At 72.1% G+C, this 24,458-nt stretch carries 26 protein-coding genes; 15 read left to right on the top strand and 11 right to left on the bottom strand.

Annotated elements, in window-relative coordinates:
* Positions 1-439: 439 nt before the first annotated feature.
* Both ACZ49B_RS19105 and ACZ49B_RS19100 read left to right on the top strand, forming a co-directional pair.
* Positions 440-1,081, top strand: a complete 642-nt coding sequence (locus ACZ49B_RS19105; RefSeq protein WP_266628887.1) for an IclR family transcriptional regulator — start codon at positions 440-442, stop codon at positions 1,079-1,081.
* A gap of 138 nt (positions 1,082-1,219) precedes the next feature.
* Complete coding sequence (locus ACZ49B_RS19100) at positions 1,220-2,017, top strand: S16 family serine protease (protein ID WP_468307098.1); 798 nt, start codon at positions 1,220-1,222, stop codon at positions 2,015-2,017.
* Here ACZ49B_RS19100 and ACZ49B_RS19095 read toward each other — a convergent pair.
* From ACZ49B_RS19095 to ACZ49B_RS19080, 4 genes are all read right to left on the bottom strand, one after another.
* On the bottom strand, positions 1,986-3,272 hold the full coding sequence (locus ACZ49B_RS19095; protein WP_468307096.1) for an MFS transporter: 1,287 nt from the start codon (positions 3,270-3,272) through the stop codon (positions 1,986-1,988). The genes ACZ49B_RS19100 and ACZ49B_RS19095 overlap by 32 nt on opposite strands.
* Entirely contained in the window at positions 3,269-3,517 is a 249-nt protein-coding gene (locus tag ACZ49B_RS19090; protein ID WP_468307093.1) for a hypothetical protein, read from the bottom strand. Before ACZ49B_RS19090 ends, ACZ49B_RS19095 begins: the two co-directional genes overlap by 4 nt.
* A gap of 46 nt (positions 3,518-3,563) precedes the next feature.
* Positions 3,564-4,163 (bottom strand): ArsR/SmtB family transcription factor, encoded by a 600-nt coding sequence (locus tag ACZ49B_RS19085; RefSeq protein ID WP_468307091.1) that lies wholly within the window; start codon positions 4,161-4,163, stop codon positions 3,564-3,566.
* Between the two features lie 86 nt (positions 4,164-4,249).
* Positions 4,250-4,720 (bottom strand): Lrp/AsnC family transcriptional regulator, encoded by a 471-nt coding sequence (locus ACZ49B_RS19080; protein WP_030299924.1) that lies wholly within the window; start codon positions 4,718-4,720, stop codon positions 4,250-4,252.
* A 133-nt stretch (positions 4,721-4,853) separates the two neighbouring features.
* Between ACZ49B_RS19080 and hppD the strand changes: the two genes are divergently transcribed.
* Positions 4,854-5,999 carry a 4-hydroxyphenylpyruvate dioxygenase gene (gene hppD, locus ACZ49B_RS19075; RefSeq protein ID WP_468307089.1) on the top strand — a complete coding sequence of 382 codons (1,146 nt, stop codon included), beginning with the start codon at positions 4,854-4,856 and terminating at the stop codon, positions 5,997-5,999.
* A gap of 258 nt (positions 6,000-6,257) precedes the next feature.
* Here the strand turns inward: hppD and ACZ49B_RS19070 are convergent, their stop codons facing one another.
* The gene (locus ACZ49B_RS19070) at positions 6,258-7,808 is read right to left on the bottom strand and encodes a tetratricopeptide repeat protein (protein WP_468307086.1); all 1,551 of its coding nucleotides are present in this window, start codon (positions 7,806-7,808) and stop codon (positions 6,258-6,260) included.
* A 105-nt stretch (positions 7,809-7,913) separates the two neighbouring features.
* On the opposite strand from ACZ49B_RS19070, the gene ACZ49B_RS19065 reads away from it, so the two are divergent.
* Entirely contained in the window at positions 7,914-9,296 is a 1,383-nt protein-coding gene (locus ACZ49B_RS19065) for an FAD-binding oxidoreductase (protein ID WP_468307260.1), read from the top strand.
* Between the two features lie 53 nt (positions 9,297-9,349).
* Here ACZ49B_RS19065 and ACZ49B_RS19060 read toward each other — a convergent pair whose 3' ends face one another.
* The gene (locus ACZ49B_RS19060; RefSeq protein ID WP_468307083.1) at positions 9,350-9,829 is read right to left on the bottom strand and encodes an SsgA family sporulation/cell division regulator; all 480 of its coding nucleotides are present in this window, start codon (positions 9,827-9,829) and stop codon (positions 9,350-9,352) included.
* A gap of 701 nt (positions 9,830-10,530) precedes the next feature.
* Between ACZ49B_RS19060 and ACZ49B_RS19055 the strand changes: the two genes are divergently transcribed.
* Both ACZ49B_RS19055 and ACZ49B_RS19050 read left to right on the top strand, forming a co-directional pair.
* The gene (locus ACZ49B_RS19055) at positions 10,531-12,096 is read left to right on the top strand and encodes an RDD family protein (RefSeq protein ID WP_468307080.1); all 1,566 of its coding nucleotides are present in this window, start codon (positions 10,531-10,533) and stop codon (positions 12,094-12,096) included.
* Positions 12,097-12,184: 88 nt separating this feature from the next.
* Positions 12,185-12,925, top strand: coding sequence for an RDD family protein (locus ACZ49B_RS19050; protein WP_468307078.1), 741 nt, complete (start codon positions 12,185-12,187; stop codon positions 12,923-12,925).
* Positions 12,926-12,964: 39 nt separating this feature from the next.
* Here ACZ49B_RS19050 and ACZ49B_RS19045 read toward each other — a convergent pair whose 3' ends face one another.
* Positions 12,965-13,306 carry a hypothetical protein gene (locus tag ACZ49B_RS19045; RefSeq protein ID WP_468307075.1) on the bottom strand — a complete coding sequence of 114 codons (342 nt, stop codon included), beginning with the start codon at positions 13,304-13,306 and terminating at the stop codon, positions 12,965-12,967.
* Between the two features lie 384 nt (positions 13,307-13,690).
* Between ACZ49B_RS19045 and ACZ49B_RS19040 the strand changes: the two genes are divergently transcribed.
* Both ACZ49B_RS19040 and ACZ49B_RS19035 read left to right on the top strand, forming a co-directional pair.
* Positions 13,691-16,102, top strand: a complete 2,412-nt coding sequence (locus ACZ49B_RS19040; RefSeq protein ID WP_468307072.1) for an immune inhibitor A domain-containing protein — start codon at positions 13,691-13,693, stop codon at positions 16,100-16,102.
* A 112-nt stretch (positions 16,103-16,214) separates the two neighbouring features.
* Entirely contained in the window at positions 16,215-16,517 is a 303-nt protein-coding gene (locus tag ACZ49B_RS19035; RefSeq protein ID WP_030158646.1) for a hypothetical protein, read from the top strand.
* A gap of 42 nt (positions 16,518-16,559) precedes the next feature.
* On the opposite strand, the gene ACZ49B_RS19030 is transcribed toward ACZ49B_RS19035, so the two are convergent.
* A complete protein-coding gene (locus ACZ49B_RS19030) occupies positions 16,560-17,162 on the bottom strand; it encodes an isochorismatase family protein (RefSeq protein ID WP_468307069.1) in 603 nt (200 codons plus the stop codon).
* Positions 17,163-17,264: 102 nt separating this feature from the next.
* Positions 17,265-18,593, bottom strand: a complete 1,329-nt coding sequence (locus ACZ49B_RS19025; protein WP_468307066.1) for a nicotinate phosphoribosyltransferase — start codon at positions 18,591-18,593, stop codon at positions 17,265-17,267.
* 107 nt (positions 18,594-18,700) lie between these two features.
* Here ACZ49B_RS19025 and clpS point away from each other — a divergent pair, with 107 nt between their 5' ends.
* The 7 genes from clpS (at position 18,701) to ACZ49B_RS18990 (ending at position 23,429) form a co-directional block, all read left to right on the top strand.
* Positions 18,701-19,015 (top strand): ATP-dependent Clp protease adapter ClpS, encoded by a 315-nt coding sequence (gene clpS, locus ACZ49B_RS19020; protein WP_030299901.1) that lies wholly within the window; start codon positions 18,701-18,703, stop codon positions 19,013-19,015.
* Positions 19,015-19,632, top strand: a complete 618-nt coding sequence (locus tag ACZ49B_RS19015) for a DUF2017 domain-containing protein (RefSeq protein WP_468307063.1) — start codon at positions 19,015-19,017, stop codon at positions 19,630-19,632. The genes clpS and ACZ49B_RS19015 overlap by 1 nt, the downstream gene beginning before the upstream one ends.
* A gap of 317 nt (positions 19,633-19,949) precedes the next feature.
* A complete protein-coding gene (locus tag ACZ49B_RS19010; RefSeq protein WP_468307061.1) occupies positions 19,950-21,410 on the top strand; it encodes an amino acid permease in 1,461 nt (486 codons plus the stop codon).
* A gap of 101 nt (positions 21,411-21,511) precedes the next feature.
* A complete protein-coding gene (locus ACZ49B_RS19005; protein ID WP_030299894.1) occupies positions 21,512-21,934 on the top strand; it encodes a M67 family metallopeptidase in 423 nt (140 codons plus the stop codon).
* Positions 21,935-22,011: 77 nt separating this feature from the next.
* Positions 22,012-22,119, top strand: a complete 108-nt coding sequence (locus tag ACZ49B_RS19000) for a putative leader peptide (protein WP_311318620.1) — start codon at positions 22,012-22,014, stop codon at positions 22,117-22,119.
* A gap of 81 nt (positions 22,120-22,200) precedes the next feature.
* Positions 22,201-22,479 (top strand): MoaD/ThiS family protein, encoded by a 279-nt coding sequence (locus ACZ49B_RS18995; protein ID WP_136225447.1) that lies wholly within the window; start codon positions 22,201-22,203, stop codon positions 22,477-22,479.
* Complete coding sequence (locus ACZ49B_RS18990; RefSeq protein WP_468307057.1) at positions 22,479-23,429, top strand: PLP-dependent cysteine synthase family protein; 951 nt, start codon at positions 22,479-22,481, stop codon at positions 23,427-23,429. The genes ACZ49B_RS18995 and ACZ49B_RS18990 overlap by 1 nt, the downstream gene beginning before the upstream one ends.
* Before the next feature lie 175 nt (positions 23,430-23,604).
* On the opposite strand, the gene ACZ49B_RS18985 is transcribed toward ACZ49B_RS18990, so the two are convergent.
* Entirely contained in the window at positions 23,605-23,955 is a 351-nt protein-coding gene (locus ACZ49B_RS18985; protein WP_468307056.1) for a DUF488 domain-containing protein, read from the bottom strand.
* Positions 23,952-24,371 (bottom strand): hypothetical protein, encoded by a 420-nt coding sequence (locus ACZ49B_RS18980; protein WP_468307054.1) that lies wholly within the window; start codon positions 24,369-24,371, stop codon positions 23,952-23,954. Before ACZ49B_RS18980 ends, ACZ49B_RS18985 begins: the two co-directional genes overlap by 4 nt.
* Positions 24,372-24,458 lie beyond the last annotated feature (87 nt).

The following is a 24,458-nucleotide window of genomic DNA, read 5'->3' as shown; positions in this document are numbered from 1 at the left end:
CCGCCGTCCTCGCGTCGTTCTGCTCTTCCGTCACCGTTTCTACGGACTGTGACGCGGGGTCCGTGCGGAGATTCGTACGGGCCCCGGTCACGTTCCGTGTCCGTCCGCGGGTCCGCACACGGCGCTGCGGGGGTCCCGGACGCGGGAGCGGCGTCGGGGGATCGCACAGGCACCGCCGGCGGGCCGAGGTCACGAACAGGCTCCGCGGGCGCTCCTGAACCGGCACAAAGGGGCAGTTGGCGCCCGGATTCTGGACGAGGCCTTCCGCTGAGCGGACCCGCTCGCTACTGTCCCCGCATCGAACGCCCCGTGGCAGCGCCGCCGCGGGAGCGCAGCCGGTGCCATGGCCGCTACCGGCGGCCTCTCCGTGCGTCGCCGTGGGACCGGCGTCGTTCCATCCCGAGAGTCACCGCCGCTCACCGAGAGAGGGAGAGGCGTCGTGACCGCGGAAACCTCCCAGACTCTGGACCGAGGACTCAGAGTCCTCAAACTGCTCGCCGACACCGACCACGGTCTGACCGTCACCGAGCTCTCCAACCGACTCGGTGTGAACCGCACCGTGGTCTACCGCCTGCTGGCCACCCTCGAGCAGCACGCCCTCGTCCGCCGCGACCTCGGCGGCCGGGCCCGCGTCGGGCTCGGCGTGCTGCGGCTCGGGCGGCAGGTGCATCCGCTCGTGCGCGAGGCGGCCCTGCCGGCGCTGAGGTCCCTCGCCGAGGACATAGGCGCCACCGCGCACCTGACCCTCGTGGACGGCACCGAGGCGCTCGCCGTGGCCGTCGTCGAGCCGACCTGGACCGACTACCACGTGGCCTACCGGCCGGGCTTCCGCCACCCGCTGGACCGCGGGGCAGCCGGGCGGGCCATTCTGGCGGCCCGTCAGGGCACGCTCACCGAGCCCGGCTACACGCTCACTCACGGGGAGCTCGAAGCGGGCGCCAGCGGCGCGGCGGCGCCCCTCGTGGGCATCACGGGACTGGAGGGAAGCGTGGGCGTCGTGATGCTGGCCGACGCCGTGCCCGAGCGGGTCGGCCCGCGCGTCGTGGACGCGGCCCGCGAGGTCGCCGACGCCCTGCGCTGACGCCCTGCGCCGAGGCGCGCTGACGCCCTGCGCCGAGGCGCGCCGACGCCCTGCGCCGGAGCGCGCCGACGCCCTGCGCCGAGGGGCGGCGGGATGGCGGGGCGTGGGAGCGTCGGGAGCGCCCGATAGATTGGTCGGGTGCTCTCTCGCCTCACACGTCTGCCGCGTCCCACCGCCCTGGCCGTCTGCGCCGTGCCCGTGCTCGGGCTGTTCGCCGCCGCGGCCTTCGCACCGCTGCCCTTCGTGATCGCCCAGCCGGGGCTCACGGCCGACGTGCTGGGCGCCCGCGACGGCAAGCCCGTGATCACCGTGACGGGCGCCCCGACCCGGCAGACCACGGGCCAGCTCCGGATGACCACCATCCAGGCCACCGGTCCCTCCACCACCGTGACCCTGCCCGAGCTCGTCGACGACTGGTTCGACAGCAGCCGGGCGGTCATGCCCAAGGAGGCGGTCTACCCCTCCGGCGGAAGCGACGAGGAGATCGAGGAGCACAACCTGGAGCAAATGGCCACGTCGCAGTCGACGGCCACCCAGGCCGCCCTCGGCTACCTCCACAAGGACCCGAAGGACGTGAAGGTCCAGCTCAACCTCGCCGACGTGGGCGGACCGAGCGCCGGCCTCCTCTTCTCCCTCGGCATCGTCGACAAGCTCGACGGCGACGGCAGCGGCGGCGATCTCACCGGCGGCCGCACGATCGCCGGTACGGGCACCATCAGCGCGGACGGCAAGGTCGGCGCCGTCGGCGGCGTGGCCCTGAAGACCCAGGCCGCGCAGCGCGACGGGGCGAGCGTGTTCCTCGTACCGGAGGCCGAGTGCGCCGACGCGCAGTCCGAACTCCCCGAGGGGCTCCGGCTGGTCCCCGTCGGTTCGCTGACGGACGCCGTGCAGTCGCTGCGCGCGCTCACCCGGGGAGAGCCGGTTCCGTCCTGCTGAGCTCCGCCGGGCCGGCCGGGTCCCCGCCGGCCTCCGGCAGGCGCTCCATCGTGCGCCAGGCCGGGAAGACCAGCGGTGCGAGCGTGGTCAGCAGGTACGCGCCGCCGAACAGCAGCAGGGCCGGCGTCGCCCCGAACCCGTCGACGAGCAGGCCCGCCGCGAGCCCGCCCAGCGGCATGGTCAGCTCGCAGCCCGCCGTGGTCACGCCCGAGACGCGGCTGCGCAGCTCGTCCGGGATCCGCTCGTAGAGCACGGTGGTCAGGATCGGGTTCAGCATGCCCGCGCCGAGCCCGGACAGCGCCATCGTCACCGTGAGCGGCAGCGGCGTGTCGCTGAAGGCGGCCACCGCGTACCGGGGTGCACCGCACAGCAGGAAGGCCGTTGCGAACACGGTCCTGCGGGAGAACCGCTCGCCCCACGCCCCGTAGAGCAGGGCGCCCAGCAGCGCGAAACCGCCGAAGAGGGAGACGAGCAGGCCTACCGCGGTGGCGCCGCCGAGGGACTCGCGGCCGTGCACGGGCAGCAGGACCGCGGACCAGCCCTGGTCCAGGCCGTTGGTCATCATCACCATCACGGTGATGCCGGCCAGCAGCCGGGAGCGGGTGAGGAAGGTCCAGCCCTCGGCCAGTTCGGCCCGGTAGCCGGCGAAGGAGATCTTCCCGGAGGCGCGCTGCGGCTCGGCGGCCGGGACCCCGCGCACGAAGGCGGTGACCAGCAGCGCCGACACGGCGAAGGTGGCCGCGTCCAGCAGCAGGGCGGGCTCGGCGCCGAAGACCGCGATCAGTACGCCGGCCAGCGCGGCCCCGATCATCCGCGCTCCGCGGGAGACCGCGTCGTACAGGCTCGCCGCGCGGGTCACGGTGGTGCCGGCGTGCTCGGCGAGGTCCGGCAGCAGGACGCCGCGGGCGGTCAGGCCGGGGGTGTGGACGAGGCCCCCGACGGCCATCAGCGCGCACAGCATCCAGAACTCCAGCGCGCCCGCGTAGTGCAGCAGCGGGATCGCGCCGACCGAGACGGCGCAGACGAGGTCGGAGGCCGCCGAGACCCGGCGGCGGCCGATCCGGTCGATGACGGGGCCGCCGACCAGCGCGGCGACGACGACGGGCAGGGTGGCGCAGAAGGCGACGATCCCGGCCCGGCCGGCGCTGCCCGTGGTCTGGAGCACGAACCACGGGACGCCGATCAGGGTGATGGAACTCCCGGCTATGGAGATGGTGTTGGCGGCCAGGACGGCCGCGAAGGGGCGTCGGCTCATGCGGCGCGCGGGGCGTGGGCGGCATGCGGACCGTTCAGGGCGTCTGCGATCCGGGCGTGGATGTGCGCGGGCCGCATCAGCCGGATCCCGGCGCTCACGAGGGCCTCGCCCAGCCGGTCGCGCAGGGCGGGGGCGGCCGGGGCGGCGTCACGGGCGAGGTGCCAGGCGGCGGCCTCGGCGGCGAGTTCGGCGGTACGGCCGGCGTGCGTCTCGGCGTGGATTTCGGCAGGCGTGAAGGCGTGCACGGCAGGACTCCTTCTCGGGAAGGGGAGGACAGCGGGGCGGGTGCGGTTACTCGCCGGTCCGCGGGATGACGTGCGAGTGGAGGCGGACCGTCTTCGCGCCCTCCGACGGCGGCAGGTCGCGGTAGCTGTTGATCACGTCGTGCACCTTGTGGATCAGCTCGAGGGTCTGCTCGGGCGTCAGGCGCAGGGTGAAGTCGCTGATCTCCGAGGCGCGCCGCCAGTCCTGGGGCCAGTTGTGGGCCGTACCGATCCAGGTGCTCACCTCCTGCGTGTGCATCGTCGCGATCTCGTGCAGGAAGAGGTCCGCCGCACCGCGGGTGGCCGGGTCCTCGGCGTAGATCAGCTTCTCGTCGAACTGGGTGCCGTCGTGGACGGCCCGCCACCAGCGTTCGCGGCCCTTGCCGTGCTCCGGCGCGTCCTCGACGAACCCGTGCGCGGCGAGCTGGCGCAGGTGGTAGCTGGTGGAACCGCTGGACTCCCCGAGCCGCTCCGCCAGTTGCGAGGCCGTGGCCGGGCCTTCGAGGCGCAGCGTGGCCAGCATGCGGATGCGCAGCGGGTGGGCGAGGCCGCGCAGGGAGCGGGCGTCGAGCGTACGGACCTTGGGTTCGTCGGCGTTCGGTTCTTCGGCGTTCGGCTCTACGGGCATGCCTCAACCGTAAGGTTGCAAAGGGTTCTATGCAAGGGTTTCTTTGCAACGTCTTCTTTGGAACCTCTGAGAACCGCCCGGACGGCTCAGCCCTCGTGCGCCGCCTGCTCCACCAGGGGGATGACCCGCAGCGGCACCGGGTTCTCCATGACGATCGCCGTCGAGGCCCGCACGATCCCCTCGAACCCGACGACCCGGTCGATCACCCGCTGCAGATCGGCGTTGGACCGGGCCACGAGCCGGCACAGCATGTCCCCGTGCCCGGTCGTGGTGTGCAGCTCCAGCACCTCCGGCACCCCGTTCAAGTGCGCCCTTACGTCGGCCCCTTGGCCCTGCTTGATCTCCAGCGTCGCGAACGCGGTCACCGGGTACCCGAGGGCCGCCGGGTCCACCTGCGGCCCGAAGCCGCGGATGACCCCGTTCGACTGGAGCCGGTCGAGCCGGGCCTGCACGGTGCCGCGCGCCACGCCGAGCCGGCGCGAGGCCTCCAGGACCCCGATCCGGGGCTCGCGGGCGAGCAGGACGATGAGCCGGCCGTCGAGTTCGTCGATTCCCATGGCTTGCCTCCGGCCGCTCCGCGGGTGGTCATACTGCACAGATCTCTCAGCCATACTCCGTCTCAGCTGGTCAGTCTGTACAGCCAAACAGGAAACTATTGCGCAGCTTGTGGATCGGCGGGACTCTGCGCTCATGACTGAGACCCTCGAGACCACCCCGCACACCGCGCGTGAGGCAGACCCCTTCCCGGTGAAGGGCATGGACGCGGTCGTCTTCGCCGTAGGCAACGCCAAGCAGGCCGCGCACTACTACTCCACCGCCTTCGGCATGAAGCTCGTCGCCTACTCCGGACCGGAGAACGGCGTCCGCGAGACGGCCAGCTACGTCCTGACCAACGGCTCCGCGCGCTTCGTCCTCACCTCGGTGATCAAGCCGACGACGGACCACGGCCGTTTCCTCGCCGAGCACGTCGCCGAGCACGGCGACGGTGTCATCGACCTCGCGATCGAGGTCCCGGACGCGCGGGCGGCGTACGCGTACGCCGTCGAGCAGGGCGCGCGCGGCCTGGACGAGCCGTACGAGATGAAGGACGAGCACGGCACGGTCGTGCTGGCCGCCATCGCCACGTACGGGCAGACCCGCCACACGCTCGTCGAGCGCGTCGACTACACCGGGCCGTACCTGCCGGGTTACGTCGCCGTCGAGCCGATGGTGGCGGCGCCGGCCAAGCGGACCTTCCAGGCCATCGACCACTGCGTGGGCAACGTCGAGCTCGGCCGGATGAACGAGTGGGTCGCGTTCTACAACAAGGTCATGGGCTTCACGAACATGAAGGAGTTCGTGGGCGACGACATCGCGACCGAGTACTCGGCGCTGATGTCGAAGGTGGTCGCGGACGGGACGAAGAAGGTCAAGTTCCCGATCAACGAGCCGGCGATCGCGAAGAAGAAGTCGCAGATCGACGAGTACCTGGAGTTCTACGGCGGCCCCGGCGTCCAGCACATCGCGCTGGCCTCGAACGACATCGTCGCGACGGTGCGGACGATGCGTGCGGCGGGCGTCCAGTTCCTGTCGGTCCCGGACTCGTACTACGACACGCTCGGCGAGTGGGTCGGTGACACGCGGGTGCCGATCGACGAGCTGCGCGAGCTGAAGATCCTGGCCGACCGGGACGAGGACGGCTACCTGCTGCAGATCTTCACCAAGCCGGTGCAGGACCGCCCGACGGTGTTCTTCGAGATCATCGAGCGGCACGGGTCGATGGGCTTCGGCAAGGGCAACTTCAAGGCGCTGTTCGAGGCGATCGAGCGGGAGCAGGAGAAGCGGGGCAACCTGTAGGTCGCGGGTCCCGGGCCCCTGGCGTCGCCTGTCGGCGCCGGGGGCTCTGCCGTTGCCTCCGGCGGTGTCGGGTTCCGGGTTCGGGTGCGGCGCCGTTGCCGGGGGCTCCGCCCCCGAACCCCGGCGCCTCGAACGCCGGCGGGGCCGGGTGTGGCGGGGCCGGGTTCACGTGCGGCTCAGTTGCGGGGGCTCCGCCCCCGGGCCCCCGCGCCTCGAACGCGGCGGGCTGGAACGGGCGGGCCGCTGCCGGGGCGAGCCTCAGGCCTTCGCGGGGCTGGGTTTGGCCGTTTTGGGGGAGGGGCTCGGCTTCGGCTTCGGTTTTGCCGCCGGGGTCGGGGGCTTCGGCTTCGCCGCCTTGGGGAGGTCCGGGGCCACCCACGGCTTGGTCGGCTGCATGTTCTCCGGGCCGCCCGGCGGCGGCTGGCCGATCGAAGCGAGGGCCTCCTTCGCCAGGGGGACCCGGGCGGGGGAGAACCGCGGGTTCGTCCGCAGCGCCTCCTCCAGGTGGCGCCGGGCCCCCGCGTCGTCGCCCAGACCCCGCTCGATCATCCCCCGGTGGTACGCGAAGTCCGCGCTCCGCGCCCCCCGCTCCGTCGACTTCTTCGCGTACTCCAGCGCCCCCGCGTCGTCGCCCGTCTTGTGCAGCGCCCACGCCAGCGCATCCGCCACGTGCATGTTCTTGTGCCGCGACCACTCCTCCGTCAGCCGCCGCACGGCCACCGCCGGATCCCCGTGGTCCGCCTCGAACAGGCCGAGGACCACCGCGTCGTTCACCCCCTCCGCCGCGCCCCGCGCAGCCGCCGCGCGCAGCATCTCGTACGGGGCCTTCGCCTCGTCCCCGCGCCCCAGCGCATCCAGCAGCTCGCCCAGCTCCAGCGCCAGCCGCGGCACCTGCGCCCGGCCCAGCGCCATCCGGTAGTCCCGGACCGCCTCCCCGCCCCGGCCCAGCCCGGCCAGTGCCCTGGCCCGGCCGCCCAGCGCCTCGGCCTGCGCCGGGTCCGCCCGCAGCGCGCCCTCGTACTGGCGCAGCGCCTCCTTCGCGTCCCCCCGCTCCCAGGCCAGCTCCCCGAGCCGGAACAACACGTACGCCTTCTCCGCCGGCGCCTTCGCCGCACCCCCCGCGTGCTCCATCGCCATCGTGGCGTCCTCGCGCCAGCCGCGGTCCCGGTACACCTGCGAGGCCCGCATGAACGCCGCCAGCCCCGGCCGCAGGTCCACCAGCCGCTCCATCGACCGCTCGGCGGCCTTGTAGTCGCCGAGGCCCGTGTACGCGTCCACCAGCACCGGGTACGCCGTCCACCGCTTCGGTGCCTGCGCCCGTACGAGCTCGCCCCACTTCTTCCCGGTTCCGAAGTCGCCCCGGGCGTTGGCCAGCGTGCCCATGCCCGTCATCGCGTCGAAGTTGCCCTTCTCGGCCGGGCGGATCTCCAGGGACCGCTTCAGCGCCTTCTCCGCCTTCGGGTACCAGCCGGGCTCCGCCGTCCGGCGCGCCTGTTCCAGGTACGCCGCCCCGAGCACCGCCCAGGACGCGTCGTCCTTGTCGTGCCCCGCGACCCATTTCTCCCGGTCCGCGACCAACGCCGTCAGGTCCACCGCCGCCGCCGGCGCACCCATGCCGACCGCCGAGGCGGCCCGCTCGGTGGGCCCCGGCGGGCGCGCGTCGTCACCCTGGCGGGCCGGCCGGATCAGCAGGGCCCCGGCGATCAGGACCACCGCGACCGCGGCCGCCACGAGGGTCTTGCGGCCGGTGAAGGTCACGGGTGGCGCGGGCTGCTGCGCTTCCTCGTCGATTCGGTCGATACGGTCCATGGGGTCACTGTGCGTCAATATGATGAGTTAGCCGAGGTGTCCGAAGCCCGTCGCGGCCGTGTTCACACCGATGGCCCCCGGTGTCACGCTGGGCTCATGGATGTCATGGACGACGATCTCTCCGTACGTCTGCGCGCGAGCCTCCTGGAGGGGCTCCCCGCCGAGGCCCTTCTCACCGATCCCGAGGTGACCGCCTCCTACGCCACCGACATGGCCAACTTCTGCGCCGCCGGCACCCCGGCCGCCGTGGTCCTGCCCCGCACCGTCGAACAGGTGCAGCACGTGCTGCGCACCGCCACCGCGCTACGGGTCCCCGTCGTCCCGCAGGGCGCCCGCACGGGTCTGTCGGGCGCCGCCAACGCCTCCGACGGCTGCATCCTGCTCTCCCTCGTCAAGATGGACCGGATCCTCGAGATCAACACCGTCGACCGCATCGCCGTCGTCGAACCCGGCGTCGTGAACGCGGTGCTCTCACGGGCCGTCGCCGCCCAGGGCCTGTACTACCCGCCCGACCCCTCCAGCTGGGAGCAGTGCACGATCGGCGGCAACATCGGCACCGCGTCCGGCGGCCTGTGCTGCGTCAAGTACGGGGTCACCGCCGAGTACGTGCTCGGCCTCGACGTGGTCCTCGCCGACGGGCGGCTCCTGCGTACCGGCCGGCGCACCGCCAAGGGCGTCGCCGGGTACGACCTCACCCGGCTCTTCGTCGGCTCCGAGGGCAGCCTCGGCGTCGTCGTCCAGGCCGTTCTCGCCCTGCGCCCTGCGCCGCCCCGGCAGCTCGCGCTGGCCGCCGAGTTCCCCTCGGCCGCGGCCGCCTGCGCGGCCGTCTGCGCCGTCATGGAGGCCGGCCTCACGCCCTCGCTGCTGGAACTGATGGACCGTACGACCGTCCGCGCCGTCAACGCCCTCGGCAACATGGGCCTGCCGGACGCCACCGAGGCCCTGCTCCTCGCCGCCTTCGACACCCCGCACGCCCCCGACGACCTCGCGGCCGTGGGGAAGCTGTGCACGGCCGCCGGAGCCACCGCCGTCGTCCCCGCCGAGGACGAGGCCGAGTCCGAACTGCTGCTCCAGGCCCGCCGGATGTCGCTGACCGCGCTGGACACCCTGCGCCCGGCGACGATGATCGACGACGTCTGCGTGCCGCGCTCGCGGCTCGCCGAGATGCTCGACGGCACGGCCGCCATCGCCCGCACGTACGACCTGCTCATCGGGGTCTGCGCGCACGCCGGCGACGGCAACACCCACCCGGTGGTCTGCTTCGACCCGGCCGACGAGGACGAGACGCGCCGGGCCCGCGAGTCCTTCGACGAGATCATGGCGCTGGGACTGGCCCTCGGCGGGACCATCACCGGCGAGCACGGGGTCGGGGTCCTGAAGAAGGAGTGGCTCGCGAGGGAACTGGGACCGGTGGGGCTGGAGATGCAGCGCGCGGTCAAGCAGGCCTTCGACCCGCTCGGCCTGCTCAACCCCGGCAAGCTCTTCTGACCGTACGCCGGGTCCGGGTATGGAACGTACGAGCCCGAGGTGGCGGATCCGCATCACAGGTCGCCGTCCGCCGACTCGTCCGACGGCCACGGATCCCGCATCCACAGGTCGTCGGCCGGGGTCGGCGCGAGCAGCTCCGCCAGCGCGTCGTCCAGGCCCAGCCGCTCGGCCTCCGTGCCGGGCGGGACCACGCGCAGCGTGCGCTCCAGCCACGCCGACACCGAGCCGGCCGGGGCCTCCAGCAGGGCGTCGCCGTCGGGGGAGGTCAGGGCCATGCAGAGGACGGCCTTGTCGTCGACCTTCGTGGGCCAGATCCGGACGTCTCCGTGGCCGCACGGACGGAAGACCCCCTCGACCAGCAGCTCGCGGGCGAAGGTCCAGTTGACCGGGGCGCTGGAGCCGGTGTGGAAGGTGACGTGCACGGCGAACGGGTCGTCCGTCAGGTAGACCAGCCGGGCGGGGACGGCGACGCTGCGCTCGGGGGACAGGACCAGCTTGAGTTCCAGCTCGCGCTCGATGACGGGGTGGTGCATGGCGGCCTCACTTCGGGATCTCCGGTTCGTGTCGCGGGGCCGGTTCGCGCCCCACACCCGGAGAGAGCGCCGATGTGCCCGGGTATGACGCGACTTCGCGCACCGAATCGGGGATTGGCCTGATCCCGTCGGATGGCTGAAAGCAGCCGTAGGAACAGCCGTTCGCCCTAAGGGCCACCCCCCCCACTGCGATGGTGTGCTGCGCCCGATCCTGTCGCCGTGCGCAGATTCTGGGATCGGGTGCGTGCCTTTTTCCCGTGCCCGTCGTTGGTCGTATGACCGCACAGCGTGGTGCCGGAAGGGGGGCGGTCATGAGCCGGAGGCTGCCGCTCACCGGCCGAGCACTGGAACGCGGATGACGTGGATGCGATCGCCTCCGGCGAGGAGGCCGCGGGCCGCAGGCTTCCGTCGACCGTATGGACGGCGCTGCGCCGCCCGGGCCGGACCACCGCCCCGCCCGGGCGTGACGGGTGCGGCCGGCAGGGCGACCGAGGCCGCCGCGCATGGCGCCGTATCGCCGCACGCGGCCCCACCCACCGGACCGAGACCCTCATCCCCGTGCCATACACCACGTCCGGCACGGGATCACGCATCTGATCAAAGACGCTTGGAATCTCCCGTTACAGGACCTGTCGGGGCACGGTTCTTGGCTATGGTCCTCCCCTTCCACAAGCCTCAAGCCACGATCGGAGTTGGGGACATTGACGGCCTCCCCTGGTGACGGCGAGCACGCGGCCCGCGAGGGCTACTACCCCGATCCGTCCATCCCCGGGTTCGTCCGGTACTGGAACGGCCTCAACTGGGTTCCGGGTACGAGCCGCCCTGCCGCGCGGTCCGACGAGACGGGCCCGGTGTTCCTGGACGAGACCGGCGTGACCGAGGCGCTGCCCGAACCGGGGCCCGAACCCGTCGCCGGGCCCGCCGTACCGGCTCCCGCGCCCGCCTGGCAGGCCGACCCGCTGCACCAGGCCGGCTTCGGCGGGCCCCGCGACCACCGGGTGTCCTGGGGCAACCCGCCGCCGCCCGAGCCCGACGCGGGGCACGCGCCCGCCCCTTCGTCGGGGGTCTCGCTGGGCCGCGGGCCGCGCCCGGAGCCGCTGGACGCCGCCGAACGGCCCGAGCGCGGGCCGGGGGTGTCCTTCGCCCGTACGCCGTCCGCTGCCGCGGCGGCGACCGCGGAGCGGTTCCCCGAGCAGGCCTCGGCGGCCCGGGGCTCCGCCGAGGGCGTGGGGATCCTGTCCGCGCGCTCCCCGGCCGCCCAGGCGCCGGCCCCGGCTCCCGCTCCTGCCCCGGCCCCGGCTCCCGTCGAGCCCGCGTGGCCCGCCGCCCCCGGCGGCAGCGCCGGACCGTCCGGGCTCACCTCCTCATGGCCGCAGACCCCGGTACGCCGCGACCCGGCACCGCGGCGCGACCCGGTGGCGGCCCGGCCCGAGCCCGAGGCCCCGGCGGCCTGGGACCCGGCTGCCCGGCCCGAGCCGGAGGCCCCGATGCACCGCGACGCGGTGGCGCGCCCCGAGCCCGTGACGCCGGTACGGCGCGACCCGGCTGCCGCTTCGCCGGCCCGGTCCGCGCAGGCGTCGTCGTCGCCGGCCGCGCAGTCCCCGGCGGCCCGCCGCCCCGCGTCCGGGCCCCGGCCGGCCGCAGGGTCCGCCGCGGATGGCGCCCCTGCCCCCCGCCGGGCGGCCACCCCCGCCGAGGCGGATCGCGGCCTCGAAGCCGCGGCGGCACCGGCTCCGGCGGCCGGCCGTACGGCCTCCCGGCCCACCGAGCGGGCCGTCTTCGAGCGGATGGCGGAGCGGGCCGTCCGCCCCGCCGGTCTGGTGCGCCGGGCCCTGGCCCGCGCGCTGGACACCCTCGTACTCGGCGCGGTCGCGGCGGGGGCCGCCCGGCCCCTCCTTCCCGCGGCCGCCGCCCACCTCGAGGCCAAGGTCGACGCCGCGAAGGGCAGCGGCCGGACCACCACCGTGTGGCTGTTCGACACCACCATCGCCGGATACGCGGGCCTCGTCCTGGGCGCCGTACTGCTCTTCGGGGTGTTCTACGAGGCGCTGCCCACCGCCCGCTGGGGCCGCACCCCGGGCAAGAAGCTCCTCGGGGTCCGGGTGCTGTCCGCCGCCACGCTCCGCCCGCCCACCTTCGGCGCGGCGCTGCGCCGCTGGCTGGTGTACGCGTTCCTCGGGCTCCCCGGCAGCCTCTGGTGCCTGGTGGACCGGCCCCGCCGCCGGGGCTGGCACGACCGGGCGGCCGGCACGTACGTGGCCCGCTGAGGCCCGGCCAGGGGCCGCCCGGGGGCCGCTTCCCCCGAACGGACGCCGTCCCGTTGCGGGGTTCGCGGAGCCGGGTTCGACTCGGGCCATGAGTACCGATCAGCCGCCGCCGGGCCAGCCGCCCGAGGACGACCCGTTCCTCAAGAAGCCCCAGGAACCGACGCCTCCGTCGGGCGGTTCGCCGTACGGCCCGCCGCCGGGAGGCCCGACCCCGCCCCCGGGTGGCACCCCACCGCCGCCGGGAGGCCCGGGCGGCGGCGCCGGCGGCGGCGGATACCCGCCCCCGCCGCCCCCGTACGGCGGCCCGGGCGACCCGTACGGCGGTGGCTACGGCATGCCCGATCCGCTCGCGGGAATGCCCCCGCTGGCCGACTTCGGCAGGCGGCTCGGGGCCCGCATCATCGACGTGATCATCGTGCTCATCCCGCTGTTCCTCATCCAGCTGGCGTTCGGCACCAACCGCTACGTGGTCGAGACGAACAAGGGTGAGGACGTCAGCGAGGTCTTCACCAAGTCGTACAGCGGCAGCGGGCTGGCCATGACGCTGATCTCGATCGTCCTGTTCGTCGGCTACGACTGGTGGTTCGCCCAGAAGGACGGCAGGACCATCGGCAAGAAGGCGCTGGGGCTGCGCGTCGCGATGCTCAACGACGGCAGCGTCCCGCAGTCCGGCGCGGCCCTCGGGCGGGCCGCCATGCTCTGGCTGCCCGCGCTCCTGTGCTGCCCCTGCCTGTGGCAGATCGTGCTGATCGTCTCGATCCTCGTGGACAAACCGTACAAGCAGGGCCTGCACGACAAGGTGGGCAAGACCGTGGTGGTGAGGGCGTAGCGACGAGGAGGACCGGCGTACGGCTGGGCGGCCTACGGCTCAGTGGTGCACCGGCTGTTCGACGGCGGCCGCCCGGGGCTCAGTCACCCGGGCGGCCGCCGCGTCCGCGGGGGCCGCGGGGGCCGGTCCGGGAGTGATTTCGGCAACACCGGGGGGAACGGCAGGGGTACGGGCGGGGGCTCCGGCGGGGGCGGCGTGCCGGCCGCGGCGGCGGGGGCTCGCGGCGGTGAGCGCGACGAGCAGTCCGAGGGCCAGTGCGACGGTGGTGATGACGGCGATCCCGCGTCCCGTGCTCGTTTCCGAGAGCAGGAGCATGGCGATCGTCGACACGACTACGGTGGCGGACCCGTAGAACAGCTGGGCGGCAGTCGGACGCGGCATGGCGATATCCGTCCTCAAGGCGGGGAGGGGGAGTCTGCTCAACTAGGTCGCGCGTCAAGCGACTCTACGTCGGGGGATTCCCGAGCGGAACCGCCAGTAAGCGTGACCTAACCCACGGTGCCCGGGGCATGGGGGGCGCACGGGTTCACCCACCCGTCCCACAGTGTGGTCAGGACGCGCCCTTCGTCCTATATGGCAGAGGAACGTCCGCATACCGGAACTCCCTGACCGCATAGTGCAGTTGTAAGGAAGAAGTCAAGGTCTGTCTTTTCTTTAGACTCTCCGGTCAAATGTCGTCACTTGAGACGCGCGCCGCGCGGAACCCCCCGCTCCTATGGAGACGTTCCGACCTGTGTCGCGGCCGCGGGAGGGGAACGACATCAAGTGACCAGCAATTCCAGCCGTCGACGAGCGCTGCGTACCGCAGCCATCGGTGTGACCCTGGCCGCGACTGCGGCTTCGGGCGCCTTCCTCGTCACAGCCCAGGCCTCCGAGGCGCCGTCGACCGCGCCCGCCTCGGACCGCCAGGACCCGACCGCGCCCGCGAAGGAGGCGGTCCAGCACAACCTGAAGGGTCCGTTCAGCGACCAGCAGGCCCAGGCGCGGGAAGCCGCCCTGGAGCAGGTGCTGTCGGGTAAGAAGACCGTCGAGCAGCGCGGCGCCTCCAAGGTCGTCAAGCTCGACGACAGCAAGTACGTCGAGCTCGGCCGCGAGAAGACCGACAAGATCTTCACGATCCTCGTCGAGTTCGGTGACCAGGTCGACAACACCACCATGTTCGACCCGGACGGTGCGGACGGCCCGAAGCCGGCCGTCCCGAAGTACGGGGGCAACCCCGGTCCGGCGCGCAACCAGATCGCCCAGCCGGACCGCGCCACGAACAACAGCACCGCCTGGCGCAAGGACTTCAGCCGCGAGTACTTCCAGGACCTGTACTTCGGTACCGGCAAGGGCAAGAACTCGCTGAAGACCTACTACGAGAAGACCTCCTCGGGCCGTTACTCGGTCGAGGGCGAGGTCGCCGACTGGGTCAAGATCCCGTACAACGAGGCCCGTTACGGCTCGAACTACTGCGGTCAGACCAACTGCGCCAACGTCTGGGACACCGTCCGCGACGGTGTCAACGCGTGGGTCGACGCCCAGAAGAAGGCCGGCAAGACCGACGCCGAGATCAAGGCCACGCTGGCGCAGTACGACCAGTGGGACCGCAACGACTTCGACGGCGACGGCAACTTCAACGAGCCCGACGGCTACATCGACCACTTCCAGATCGTCCACGCGGGCGAGGACGAGTCGGCCGGCGGCGGTGTCCAGGGCACCAACGCGCTGTGGGCGCACCGCTGGTACGCCTACGGCACCGACGCGGGCAAGACCGGCCCGGCGAACAACAAGGCCGGCGGCACCCAGATCGGCAGCACCGGCATCTGGGTCGGCGACTACACGATGCAGCCGGAGAACGGCGGCCTCGGCGTCTTCGCGCACGAGTACGGCCACGACCTCGGTCTGCCGGACCTCTACGACACCTCCGGTGGCGGCGAGAACTCGGTCGGCTTCTGGTCCCTGATGTCCGCCGGCTCCTGGCTCGGCAACGGCAAGGACTCCATAGGCGACCTCCCGGGCGACATGACCGCCTGGGACAAGCTCCAGCTGGGCTGGCTGAACTACGACACGGCCAAGGCCGCGACGAAGTCCACCCACAAGCTGGGCGTCTCGGAGTACAACACCAAGGACAAGCAGGCGCTGGTCGTCGAGCTGCCGAAGAAGCAGGTCAAGACCGACATCGTCGCTCCCGCCGAGGGCTCCTCGCAGTGGTGGAGCAACATGGGCGACGACCTCAAGAACACCCTGTCGCGCTCGGTCGACCTGACCGGCAAGTCCTCCGCCGCACTGTCCCTCAAGGGCTGGTGGGACATCGAGAAGGACTACGACTACCTCTACACCGAGGTGTCCACCGACGGCGGCGCCGCCTGGACCGTCCTGAACGGCACGGCCAACGGCAAGGCCATCCCGGCCGACGCCGCGGGCAACGCCGGTCTGACCGACGTCTCCGGCGGCTGGCAGGACCTGAAGTTCCCGCTCGACGCCTACGCCGGCAAGAAGATCGACGTCCGGTTCCGCTACGCCACGGACGGCGGCGCGGGCGGCAAGGGCTTCACCGGTGACGCCTTCACCATCACCGCGGACGGCCAGAACCTGTTCACCGACGGCGCCGAGAACGGCGACAACGGCTGGACCGGCAAGGGCTTCTCGCGCATCGGCGCCGGCTTCACCAAGGAGTACCCGCAGTACTACCTCGCGGAGAACCGCCGCTACGTCTCGTACGACTCCACCCTCAAGGTGGGCCCGTACAACTTCGGCTGGGCCAACTCCAAGCCGGGCTGGGTCGAGCACTACCCGTACCAGGACGGCCTGCTGATCTGGCTGTGGGACAAGTCCCAGAAGGACAACAACACCAGCCAGCACCCGGGCCAGGGTCTGATCCTCCCGATCGACGCCAACGCCAAGCCGATGAAGTGGGCGGACGGCACCCTGCTGCGGAACAAGATCCAGCCGTACGACGCGACGTTCAGCGCGTACTCGACGGACGCGTTCACCCTGCACAAGAACGGTGAGTCGCTGTTCCTGAAGCCGAAGCCCGCGAACCTGGTCTTCGACGACCACAAGGGCAAGTACTACTACGACGAGAACCCGACCGGTTCGGTGAAGGTCGCTGACACCAACACCAAGATCAAGATCGCGAAGGAGACCTACGACGGCCTCCAGATGACGATCGAGGTCGGGCCCGCCGCCAAGTAATTCGGTAAATCCGCAGGTCAAAGCATGATCGGCCGTCGCCCTCTAGCGGGCGGCGGCCGATCGCGTTTAGATGCGGGTGCGAGTTTTCTTATTGACGGGGGAGCTGAAGATCATGCCCGGTGGAGGTTTCGTCAGACTGCCAGGCGGCAGCGTGGTGGTCGCGCTCACGCTGCCGAGGCCGTGCGGCGAGGGCGGAAACGTCCGTGTGCTGGTGCACGCCGCGAACCGGGCCCGCGCCCTGACCAGGCTGCGGAACCTCGGGATGCGGGCGGTGTACCTGCGCGGCAACGCGCAGCCGCCGACCCCGGACGAGGTCACGGCCGTCCTGCACCACCCGGACGGGCTGCTGTGGCGCGGCGCCCCGGACCGGGCCCAGGAGCTCTGGCACCCCATCCGCGCCCTGCTGGGCCACTAGGGAGACGACCCGGCCGCCGCCCGGCCCGGCCCGCCCCGCCCGTCACGGGCTCTGGCGGGGGCTCTCGCCGACGAGCCCGACCCCGACCGACCGGAGCTCCTCGACCGCGCGCGCGGCGGTGTGGGGGGCCACGGCGGCCGTCAGGTCCAGCAGCACGCGGGTGGTGAAACCGGCGCGGGCCGCGTCCAGGGCCGTCGCGCGCACGCAGTGGTCCGTGGCGATCCCGACGACGTCGACCTCGGTGACCTGCCGGTCGTGCAGCCACCGGGCGAGCGGGGTGCCGTTCTCGTCGGCGCCCTCGAACCCGCTGTACGCGGCCTCGTACGCCCCCTTGTCGAACACGGCGGCGACGGCCCCGGAGGCGACCGCGGGCGCGAAGTTCGGGTGGAACCCGACGCCCTCGGTTCCGGCGACGCAGTGCACCGGCCAGGAGGTCTCGAAGTCCGGCTCGGCCGGGGGGTGCGCGAAGTGCGCCCCGGGGTCGACGTGGTGGTCGCGGGTGGCGACGACGTGCCGGTAGCCGGCCGTGGCCTGGCCGATCAGCTCGGTGATCGCGGCGGCGACGTCGGCCCCTCCGGAGACCGCGAGGCTGCCGCCTTCGCAGAAGTCGTTCTGTACGTCGACGACGATCAGTGCGCGGTGCATGTCGCGTGTCCTTCGGTTGTCGTATGTGCCGCTGCGCGGGCTCTTCCCCCACCCCGCCCCTCCCCGAAACCGGGGGCGCCGCCCCCGGCCCCGGGGGACCGGCTAGGCGTACTCGGTCGGGATCACCGGCTCGCCGCGCGACAGCTGCGTCGCGGAGAGCGGGAGCCCGGCGCGGGCCTCGCGGTGGCGGTCGCGCGGCGCCTCCAGGGGCTCGCGGGCGACCACCTCGCCGGCCTTGACCAGCTCGACCAGCAGCTGCCGGTCCACCAGCGCGGACGGGACGGGCCCCGTGCCGACGACCTCCGCCTCGGCGACGCCCTCCGCGTCCACCCGCCGCGCAGCCCACTTGCGGCCGCCGATCGAGGTCTTCCCGCCCGTGGACTTCTTCGCCACCGGCACCAGCGGAGCCTTCGGGTCCGCCGACGCGGCACGCGCCACCAGCTTGTAGACCATCGAGCACGTCGGGTGCCCGCTGCCCGTCACCAGCTGGGTGCCGACCCCGTACGCGTCCACCGGCGCCGCCGCCAGCGAGGCGATGGCGTACTCGTCCAGGTCGGAGGTGACCACGATCTTCGTCGCCGTCGCCCCCAGCTCGTCCAGCTGCTGCCGCACCCGGTGCGCGACCAGCAGCAGGTCGCCGGAGTCGATCCGGACCGCCCCCAGCCCCGTACCGGCGACCTCGACGGCCGTCCGCACGGCCTCCGCCACGTCGTAGGTGTCCACCAGCAGGGTCGTCCCGCTGCCCAGCGAGGACACCTGGGCCTGGAAGGCGTCCCGCTCGGTGTCGTGCACCAGCGTGAAGGCGTGCGCCGAGGTCCCGACCGTCGGGATCCCGTACCGGAAGCCGGCCGCCAGGTCCGAGGTGGAGGTGAAGCCGCCGACGTACGCGGCGCGCGAGGCCGCCACCGCCGCCAGCTCGTGGGTGCGCCGCGCGCCCATCTCGATCAGCGGCCGGTCACCGGCCGCCGACGCCATCCGCGAGGCCGCGGCCGCGATCGCCGAGTCGTGGTTGAGGATCGACAGGATGACCGTCTCCAGCAGCACGCACTCGGCGAAGCTGCCCTCGACGCGCAGGATCGGCGACCCGGGGAAGTAGACCTCGCCCTCCGGGTAGCCCCAGATGTCGCCCGAGAAGCGGTACGAGGACAGCCAGTCCAGGGTCCGCATGTCGACGACGGCCCGCTCGCGCAGGAACTCCAGCACCGCGCTGTCGAAGCGGAAGTTCTCCACCGCGTCCAGGACGCGGCCGGTGCCGGCCACCACGCCGTAGCGGCGCCCCTCGGGCAGTCGCCGGGTGAAGACCTCGAAGACCGAGCGGCGGTCGGCGGTGCCGTTCGCCAGCGCGGCCTGCAGCATCGTGAGCTCGTAGTGATCAGTGAAGAGCGCTGTCGACGGCACGTCCACCGGCAGGCCCAGGTCCGCAGGGTTCATGTCACGGATGCTAGCGCACATTTCGTCAAAGTGACGAGATCTCGGGACCCGTTCGTGCGACCGGCCGGGCACACCCGTTTGTGCGACCGGCCGGTCACAGTGGCAGCATGGGACAAGTGAGTGTTGCTCCCATTGAGATCGAACGCACCGAGTCGGCCGAAGAGACGTTTGCCGTCCCCGAACCCGACGTTCCCTGGGTGACCCTGGTGCACAACGACCCGGTCAACCTCATGAGCTACGTGACGTACGTGTTCCAGGCGTACTTCGGCTACTCCAAGGACAAGGCGCACAAGCTGATGCTCGACGTCCACCACAAGGGGCGGGCGGTCGTGTCCAGCGGCACCCGCGAGGAAATGGAGCGCGACGTGCAGGCCATGCACGGCTACGGCCTGTGGGCGACCCTCTCCCAGGACCGCTTCTGATGGGGCGCTCCGCCGGGATGTTCGAAGCCCTCAAGGGCGGCGGCGCCGCCGTCGCGCTGGACGAGATCGAGATCTCCATCCTGCGCTCCCTCGCCGTACAGCTGCTGGAGCTCATCGGCCCGGGCGCGCCCGAGCCCGACGAGGACGCCGACCCGCTGGCCGTGCTGTTCGCCGAGGGCAACGAGGGGCCCACCGAGCGCCCCTCCGACCCCGCGCTGATGCGACTCTTCCCCGACGCCTACGGCGGCCCCGGCCCCGAGGACCAGAAGGCGGACCCGGAGGAGCTCGCCGCCCGGTCGGCGGAATTCCGCCGGTTCACCGAGAACGACCTGCGCAGCCGCAAGCGGGAGGACGCGCTGGCCGTCGTGCGCAGCCTGGACGCGCTCACCCCCGGCGGCGACGGGGCGGCCGTGCTCGAGCTCACCGGGGAACTCCCGCTGCGCTGGCTGGGGGCGCTCAACGACCTGCGCCTGACCATCGCGGCCCGCCTCGACATCACCGAGGACGACGAGAGCGCGATGCTCTTCCGGCTGCCGGACGACGACCCGCGCAAGCCGATGGTGATGGCGTACCTGTGGCTCGGCGGCCTCCAGGAGACGCTCATCGAAACGCTCTGAGAACTCCGCCCGCGCGAACTTGTTCGCTCAGCGGACGCTCAAATCCGGATAACGATCAGATCACCGCGATGCGGTGATCTGATGCGTTTCAGGACCTTTGTCCTGAATTAGATGTGCGCCAGATCACTTTTCCGCGCCTGCGCCACCCGTAAGCCCGTGATAAATCTTCACGACCGCCGACGGGGCGCCACCCATGTCCCCCGGCCTGCTGGAACCGGCTGACCGCCGGGTGCAACTCCATCCGTATCCGGGGGGATCGAGGACCCGATCCGCTGCCTTCGAGGCGCGGGTCGGCGTGGAGAAAGGCGCACCAAGACATGACCTCTGTGCAGGTCGAGCAGCACGACAGGGCACCCGGTGAGGGCGCCGGGGCCGAGGGCGGCGAGGGTTACCACCGCGCACTCGGAGCCCGCCAGATCCAGATGATCGCGATCGGCGGAGCCATCGGCACCGGCCTCTTCCTGGGCGCCGGCAAGGCCATCTCGAAGGCCGGCCCGAGCCTCATCCTGGCCTACGCCATCGCGGGCCTGGTCATCTTCTTCATCATGCGCGCCCTGGGCGAGCTGCTGATGTACCGCCCGGTCTCGGGCTCCTTCTCGGACTACGCCCGGGAGTTCCTCGGCCCCTTCTGGGGGTACGCGACCGGCTGGACGTACTGGCTCTTCTGGGTGGTCACCGGTATCACCGAGGTGACCGCGGCGGCCAAGTACATGTCGTACTGGACCCATGACAGCTTCCCGCAGTGGGCCTACGCGCTGATCTTCACGGTCATCCTCTACGCCGCCAACCTGATCTCGGTGAAGCTCTTCGGCGAGCTCGAGTTCTGGTTCTCGATGGTCAAGGTCACCGCCATCGTCGGCATGATCCTGATCTGCGCCGGCATCCTCACCGTCGGCTTCTCCGACGCCGCCGCGACCGCCTCCGTCTCCAACCTCTGGAGCGACCGCGGCTTCTTCCCTAACGGCATCGGCGAGACGCTGATGACCCTCCAGATCGTCATGTTCGCCTTCCTGGCGGTCGAGCTGGTCGGCGTCACCGCCGGCGAGTCCAAGGACCCCGAGAAGACCCTGCCCAAGGCCATCAACACCGTGCCGTGGCGCATCGCCGTCTTCTACGTCGGCGCCCTCATCATGATCATGTCGGTCATCCCGTGGTCCAACTTCAAGGCGGGCGAGAGCCCGTTCGTGCTGGCCTTCGAGAAGATGGGCCTCGGCGTCGGCGCCGCGATCGTCAACTTCGTCGTCCTGACCGCCGCGCTGTCCTCCTGCAACTCGGGCATGTACTCCACCGGCCGCATGCTGCGCGACCTCGCGCTCAACGGCCAGGGCCCGAAGTTCTTCACCAAGCTCACCAAGAGCGGCACCCCGCTCGTGGGCACCACGTTCTCCGCCGCGCTGATGCTGGTGGGCGTCTGGATCAACTACGTCGCCCCGGGCAAGGCCTTCGACTACGTCGTCTCCTTCGCCACCATCTCCGGCATGTGGGCCTGGATCATGATCCTCGTCTGCCAGATCCGCTACCGCGCCAAGGCCGACCGCGGCGAGCTGCCGCAGTCCCCCTTCCGCGCCCCCGGCGCCCCGTGGACCAGCTGGTTCGCCCTGCTGTTCATCGGCATGGTCATCGTCATGATGGGCATCGACAAGGACTCCCGCGTCTCGCTGTACTGCGCGCCGCTGTGGGGCCTGATCCTGGGCGTCTCCTACCTGGTGCTCAAGAAGCGCAACCCGGCCGGAGCCGCCTTCAACAAGGCCGGCAAGGTCTCCGAGCCGGCCGCCTAGCCCGCGCCCCGCTCGGGTCCTGACGGGCCCCGTGTCCAGCATTCGGGCCCTCCCGTACCACACCTCGGTACGGGAGGGCCCGTCTGCTTATCCTGTCGCTCATGCTGACCCTTACCCAGGCGCTGTACGACCAGATCGTCGAGCACGCCCGCAAGGACCACCCGGACGAGGCGTGCGGCGTCGTGGCCGGACCGGCGGGCACCGACCGCCCCGAGCGGTTCGTCCCGATGCTCAACGCGGCCCGCTCGCCCACGTTCTACGAGTTCGACTCGAAGGATCTGCTGAAGCTGTACCGCGAGCTCGACGACCGGGACGAGGACCCCGTGATCGTCTACCACTCGCACACCGCGACCGAGGCCTACCCCTCCCGTACGGACATCACGTACGCGAACGAGCCGGGCGCGCACTACGTGCTGGTCTCGACGGCGGACACCGACGGCCTCGGGGAGTTCCAGTTCCGCTCGTACCGGATCGTCGAAGGCGTCATCACGGAGGAAGAAGTGCGGGTCGTAGAGGCCTACTGACCACGATGTGAGCGGTTTGGGTCCACGATGCGGGATCACACTCCAAACGGGGGACCGGGAATCGTTAACATGACCGCATGGTTCCCCACGACGTGAGCATCGAGACGCCCAGCAGGCTGCTGCTTGTGGCGCGGCTGCACGTCGACCTGTGCCGCCTCGCCAGCAGCATCTGTCCTGCCGCCTGAGCACCACGGCCCCTCGCGCGGGGGCCCATGCGCCGCGCGCCCTTACGCCCCTCCCGCATCACTTCACAACTGGAGCCTGCCATGGCCATCGAGGTCCGCATCCCGACCATTCTCCGCACCTACACCGACGGCGAGAAGGCCGTCAACGGTGAGGGCGCCACGCTGTCCGAGCTCTTCGCGGACCTCGAGACGCGCCACAAGGGCATCGAGGAGCGCATCGTCGACGGCGGCAAGCTGCGCCGCTTCGTGAACGTCTACCTCAACGACGAGGACGTCCGCTTCCTCGACGGCATCTCCACCGCGCTCAAGGACGGCGACAGCGTCACCATCCTCCCGGCGGTCGCCGGCGGCTCCGTCTGATGCGCTACGAGTCCCCGCTGGCCGCGGTCGGCAACACGCCGCTGGTCCGGCTGCCCCGCCTGTCGCCCTCGGACGACGTCCGCATCTGGGCCAAGCTGGAGGACCGCAACCCGACCGGCTCGATCAAGGACCGCCCCGCGCTCCACATGGTCGAGCAGGCCGAGAAGGACGGCCGGCTGACCCCCGGCTGCACGATCCTGGAGCCCACCTCGGGCAACACCGGCATCTCCCTCGCGATGGCGGCCAAGCTCAAGGGCTACCGGATCGTGTGCGTCATGCCGGAGAACACCTCGCAGGAACGGCGTGACCTCCTGGCCATGTGGGGAGCGGAGATCATCTCGTCGCCGGCGGCGGGCGGATCGAACACCGCGGTCCGGGTGGCCAAGGAACTGGCCGCGGAGCACCCCGACTGGGTGATGCTCTACCAGTACGGGAACCCGGACAACGCGGGCGCCCACTACGCGACGACCGGCCCCGAGATCCTGCGGGACCTCCCCTCGATCACCCACTTCGTGGCGGGCCTGGGCACGACGGGCACCCTGATGGGCGTCGGCCGCTACCTGCGCGAGCACGTACCCGGCGTACGGATCGTCGCGGCGGAGCCGCGCTACGACGACCTCGTCTACGGCCTGCGCAACCTGGACGAGGGCTTCGTCCCGGAGCTGTACGACGCCTCCGTCCTGACGACCCGCTTCTCGGTGGGCTCGGCGGACGCGGTGACCCGCACGCGGGAACTCCTCCAGCAGGAGGGCATCTTCGCGGGCGTCTCCACGGGCGCCGCCCTGCACGCGGCGATCGGCGTGGCCCGCAAGGCGGTGGCCGCCGGCGAGACGGCGGACGTCGTGTTCGTCGTGGCCGACGGCGGCTGGAAGTACCTCTCGACGGGCGTCTACACGGCGAAGACGACGGAAGAAGCGATCGAAACCCTCCAGGGCCAACTCTGGGCGTAGGTCCGGCCCCGCCGGCGGCTGATCACCCCCGCCGGCGTTCGAGGCGCGGGGGCGCGGGAGCAGCGCCCCCGCAACGGGGTCCGGGGCTCGCCCCGGTGAACCGGAGAAGGGCGGGGCGGGGAGAAGGCACACGCAGCGGCCCCGCACCCCGCCCGGCGGCGGAGCCGGCACCCGGTCACCGGGACAGCAGGTCCGCCAGGACGGCGGCGTGGCTGGACGCGGGATCCTTGACCGCCGTCAGGAGGGTGACCGGCCCCGCCTCGGCCAAGCCGCGCAGCCGCCGAAGCTCCGCCACCGCCTCCGGCGCCTCCAGCTCCGCCTCGTAGCGGGCCCGGAACTCCTCCGCCGTGCCCCCGCCCCCGTGGAACCACTTCCGCAGTTCCCCGGACGGCGTCACCGCCTTGGGCCACTCGTCCACCCCCGCCACCGCCTTCGCCAGGCCCCGCGGCCACAGCCGGTCCACGAGCACCCGTACGCCGTCCTCCTCCGGCTCCGGGGGGTCGTACACACGCCGCAACCGGATCACGCGCCACCTCCGAGTCCCTTGACCTCGTCCCACACCGCAGGATCCAGCACGCCCAGCCGGCTCCGGAACTCCCACACCCACACCTCCGCCGGCCGGTCCGCCTCCAGGAAGCTCGCCCGGCCCTGCGCCCCCACCGTCCCCGGGGGCAGCGGGATCACCCCGGCCCGCCGGTCGTCGTACTTCCCGGTGATCCACGCGACCCGCGCCCGGTGGGCCCGTACGGACGACACCGCCAGCACCAGGCACAGCCGCCCGTCCGCCAGACACCACAGCTCACCCGACCGCGGCCGCGGCGCCGCACCCGGCCCGTGCGGCGGCGGGGCCCGCCGGGGCAACCCCGGCCGACGCCCCGCGACCAGCACCACCAGCACCACGGCCACCACCGCGGCCGCCGCGGGCCACCAGGACGTGTCCATATTCCGAAGGTAGCCGCGCCCGGACCCCTCAGCACGGCAGTGCACCGGCACGCCCGTGCCCACCGTCGCTCCCCCGGGTGACAGCAC

Source organism: Streptomyces sp. NPDC031132 (genome assembly GCF_055570595.1).
This window is presented reverse-complemented; position numbering and strand designations above follow the sequence as displayed.

Bases quoted from the DNA above. Each gene is read 5' to 3' on its own strand.
- ACZ49B_RS19065 (WP_468307260.1), top strand. From the start codon at position 7,914: ATGGACGACGATCTCTCCGTACGTCTGCGCGCGAGCCTCCTGGAGGGG.
- ACZ49B_RS19025 (WP_468307066.1), bottom strand. From the start codon at position 18,593: ATGAACCCTGCGGACCTGGGCCTGCCGGTGGACGTGCCGTCGACAGCG.
- ACZ49B_RS19070 (WP_468307086.1), bottom strand. From the start codon at position 7,808: ATGGACCGTATCGACCGAATCGACGAGGAAGCGCAGCAGCCCGCGCCA.
- ACZ49B_RS19000 (WP_311318620.1), top strand. From the start codon at position 22,012: ATGGTTCCCCACGACGTGAGCATCGAGACGCCCAGCAGGCTGCTGCTT.
- ACZ49B_RS19095 (WP_468307096.1), bottom strand. From the start codon at position 3,272: ATGAGCCGACGCCCCTTCGCGGCCGTCCTGGCCGCCAACACCATCTCC.
- ACZ49B_RS19030 (WP_468307069.1), bottom strand. From the start codon at position 17,162: ATGCACCGCGCACTGATCGTCGTCGACGTACAGAACGACTTCTGCGAA.
- ACZ49B_RS19015 (WP_468307063.1), top strand. From the start codon at position 19,015: ATGGGGCGCTCCGCCGGGATGTTCGAAGCCCTCAAGGGCGGCGGCGCC.
- ACZ49B_RS19005 (WP_030299894.1), top strand. From the start codon at position 21,512: ATGCTGACCCTTACCCAGGCGCTGTACGACCAGATCGTCGAGCACGCC.
- ACZ49B_RS19050 (WP_468307078.1), top strand. From the start codon at position 12,185: ATGAGTACCGATCAGCCGCCGCCGGGCCAGCCGCCCGAGGACGACCCG.
- hppD (WP_468307089.1), top strand. From the start codon at position 4,854: ATGACTGAGACCCTCGAGACCACCCCGCACACCGCGCGTGAGGCAGAC.
- ACZ49B_RS19060 (WP_468307083.1), bottom strand. From the start codon at position 9,829: ATGCACCACCCCGTCATCGAGCGCGAGCTGGAACTCAAGCTGGTCCTG.
- ACZ49B_RS19035 (WP_030158646.1), top strand. From the start codon at position 16,215: ATGCCCGGTGGAGGTTTCGTCAGACTGCCAGGCGGCAGCGTGGTGGTC.
- ACZ49B_RS19080 (WP_030299924.1), bottom strand. From the start codon at position 4,720: ATGGGAATCGACGAACTCGACGGCCGGCTCATCGTCCTGCTCGCCCGC.
- ACZ49B_RS19010 (WP_468307061.1), top strand. From the start codon at position 19,950: ATGACCTCTGTGCAGGTCGAGCAGCACGACAGGGCACCCGGTGAGGGC.
- ACZ49B_RS18995 (WP_136225447.1), top strand. From the start codon at position 22,201: ATGGCCATCGAGGTCCGCATCCCGACCATTCTCCGCACCTACACCGAC.
- clpS (WP_030299901.1), top strand. From the start codon at position 18,701: ATGGGACAAGTGAGTGTTGCTCCCATTGAGATCGAACGCACCGAGTCG.
- ACZ49B_RS19045 (WP_468307075.1), bottom strand. From the start codon at position 13,306: ATGCCGCGTCCGACTGCCGCCCAGCTGTTCTACGGGTCCGCCACCGTA.
- ACZ49B_RS18980 (WP_468307054.1), bottom strand. From the start codon at position 24,371: ATGGACACGTCCTGGTGGCCCGCGGCGGCCGCGGTGGTGGCCGTGGTG.
- ACZ49B_RS19085 (WP_468307091.1), bottom strand. From the start codon at position 4,163: ATGCCCGTAGAGCCGAACGCCGAAGAACCGAACGCCGACGAACCCAAG.
- ACZ49B_RS18990 (WP_468307057.1), top strand. From the start codon at position 22,479: ATGCGCTACGAGTCCCCGCTGGCCGCGGTCGGCAACACGCCGCTGGTC.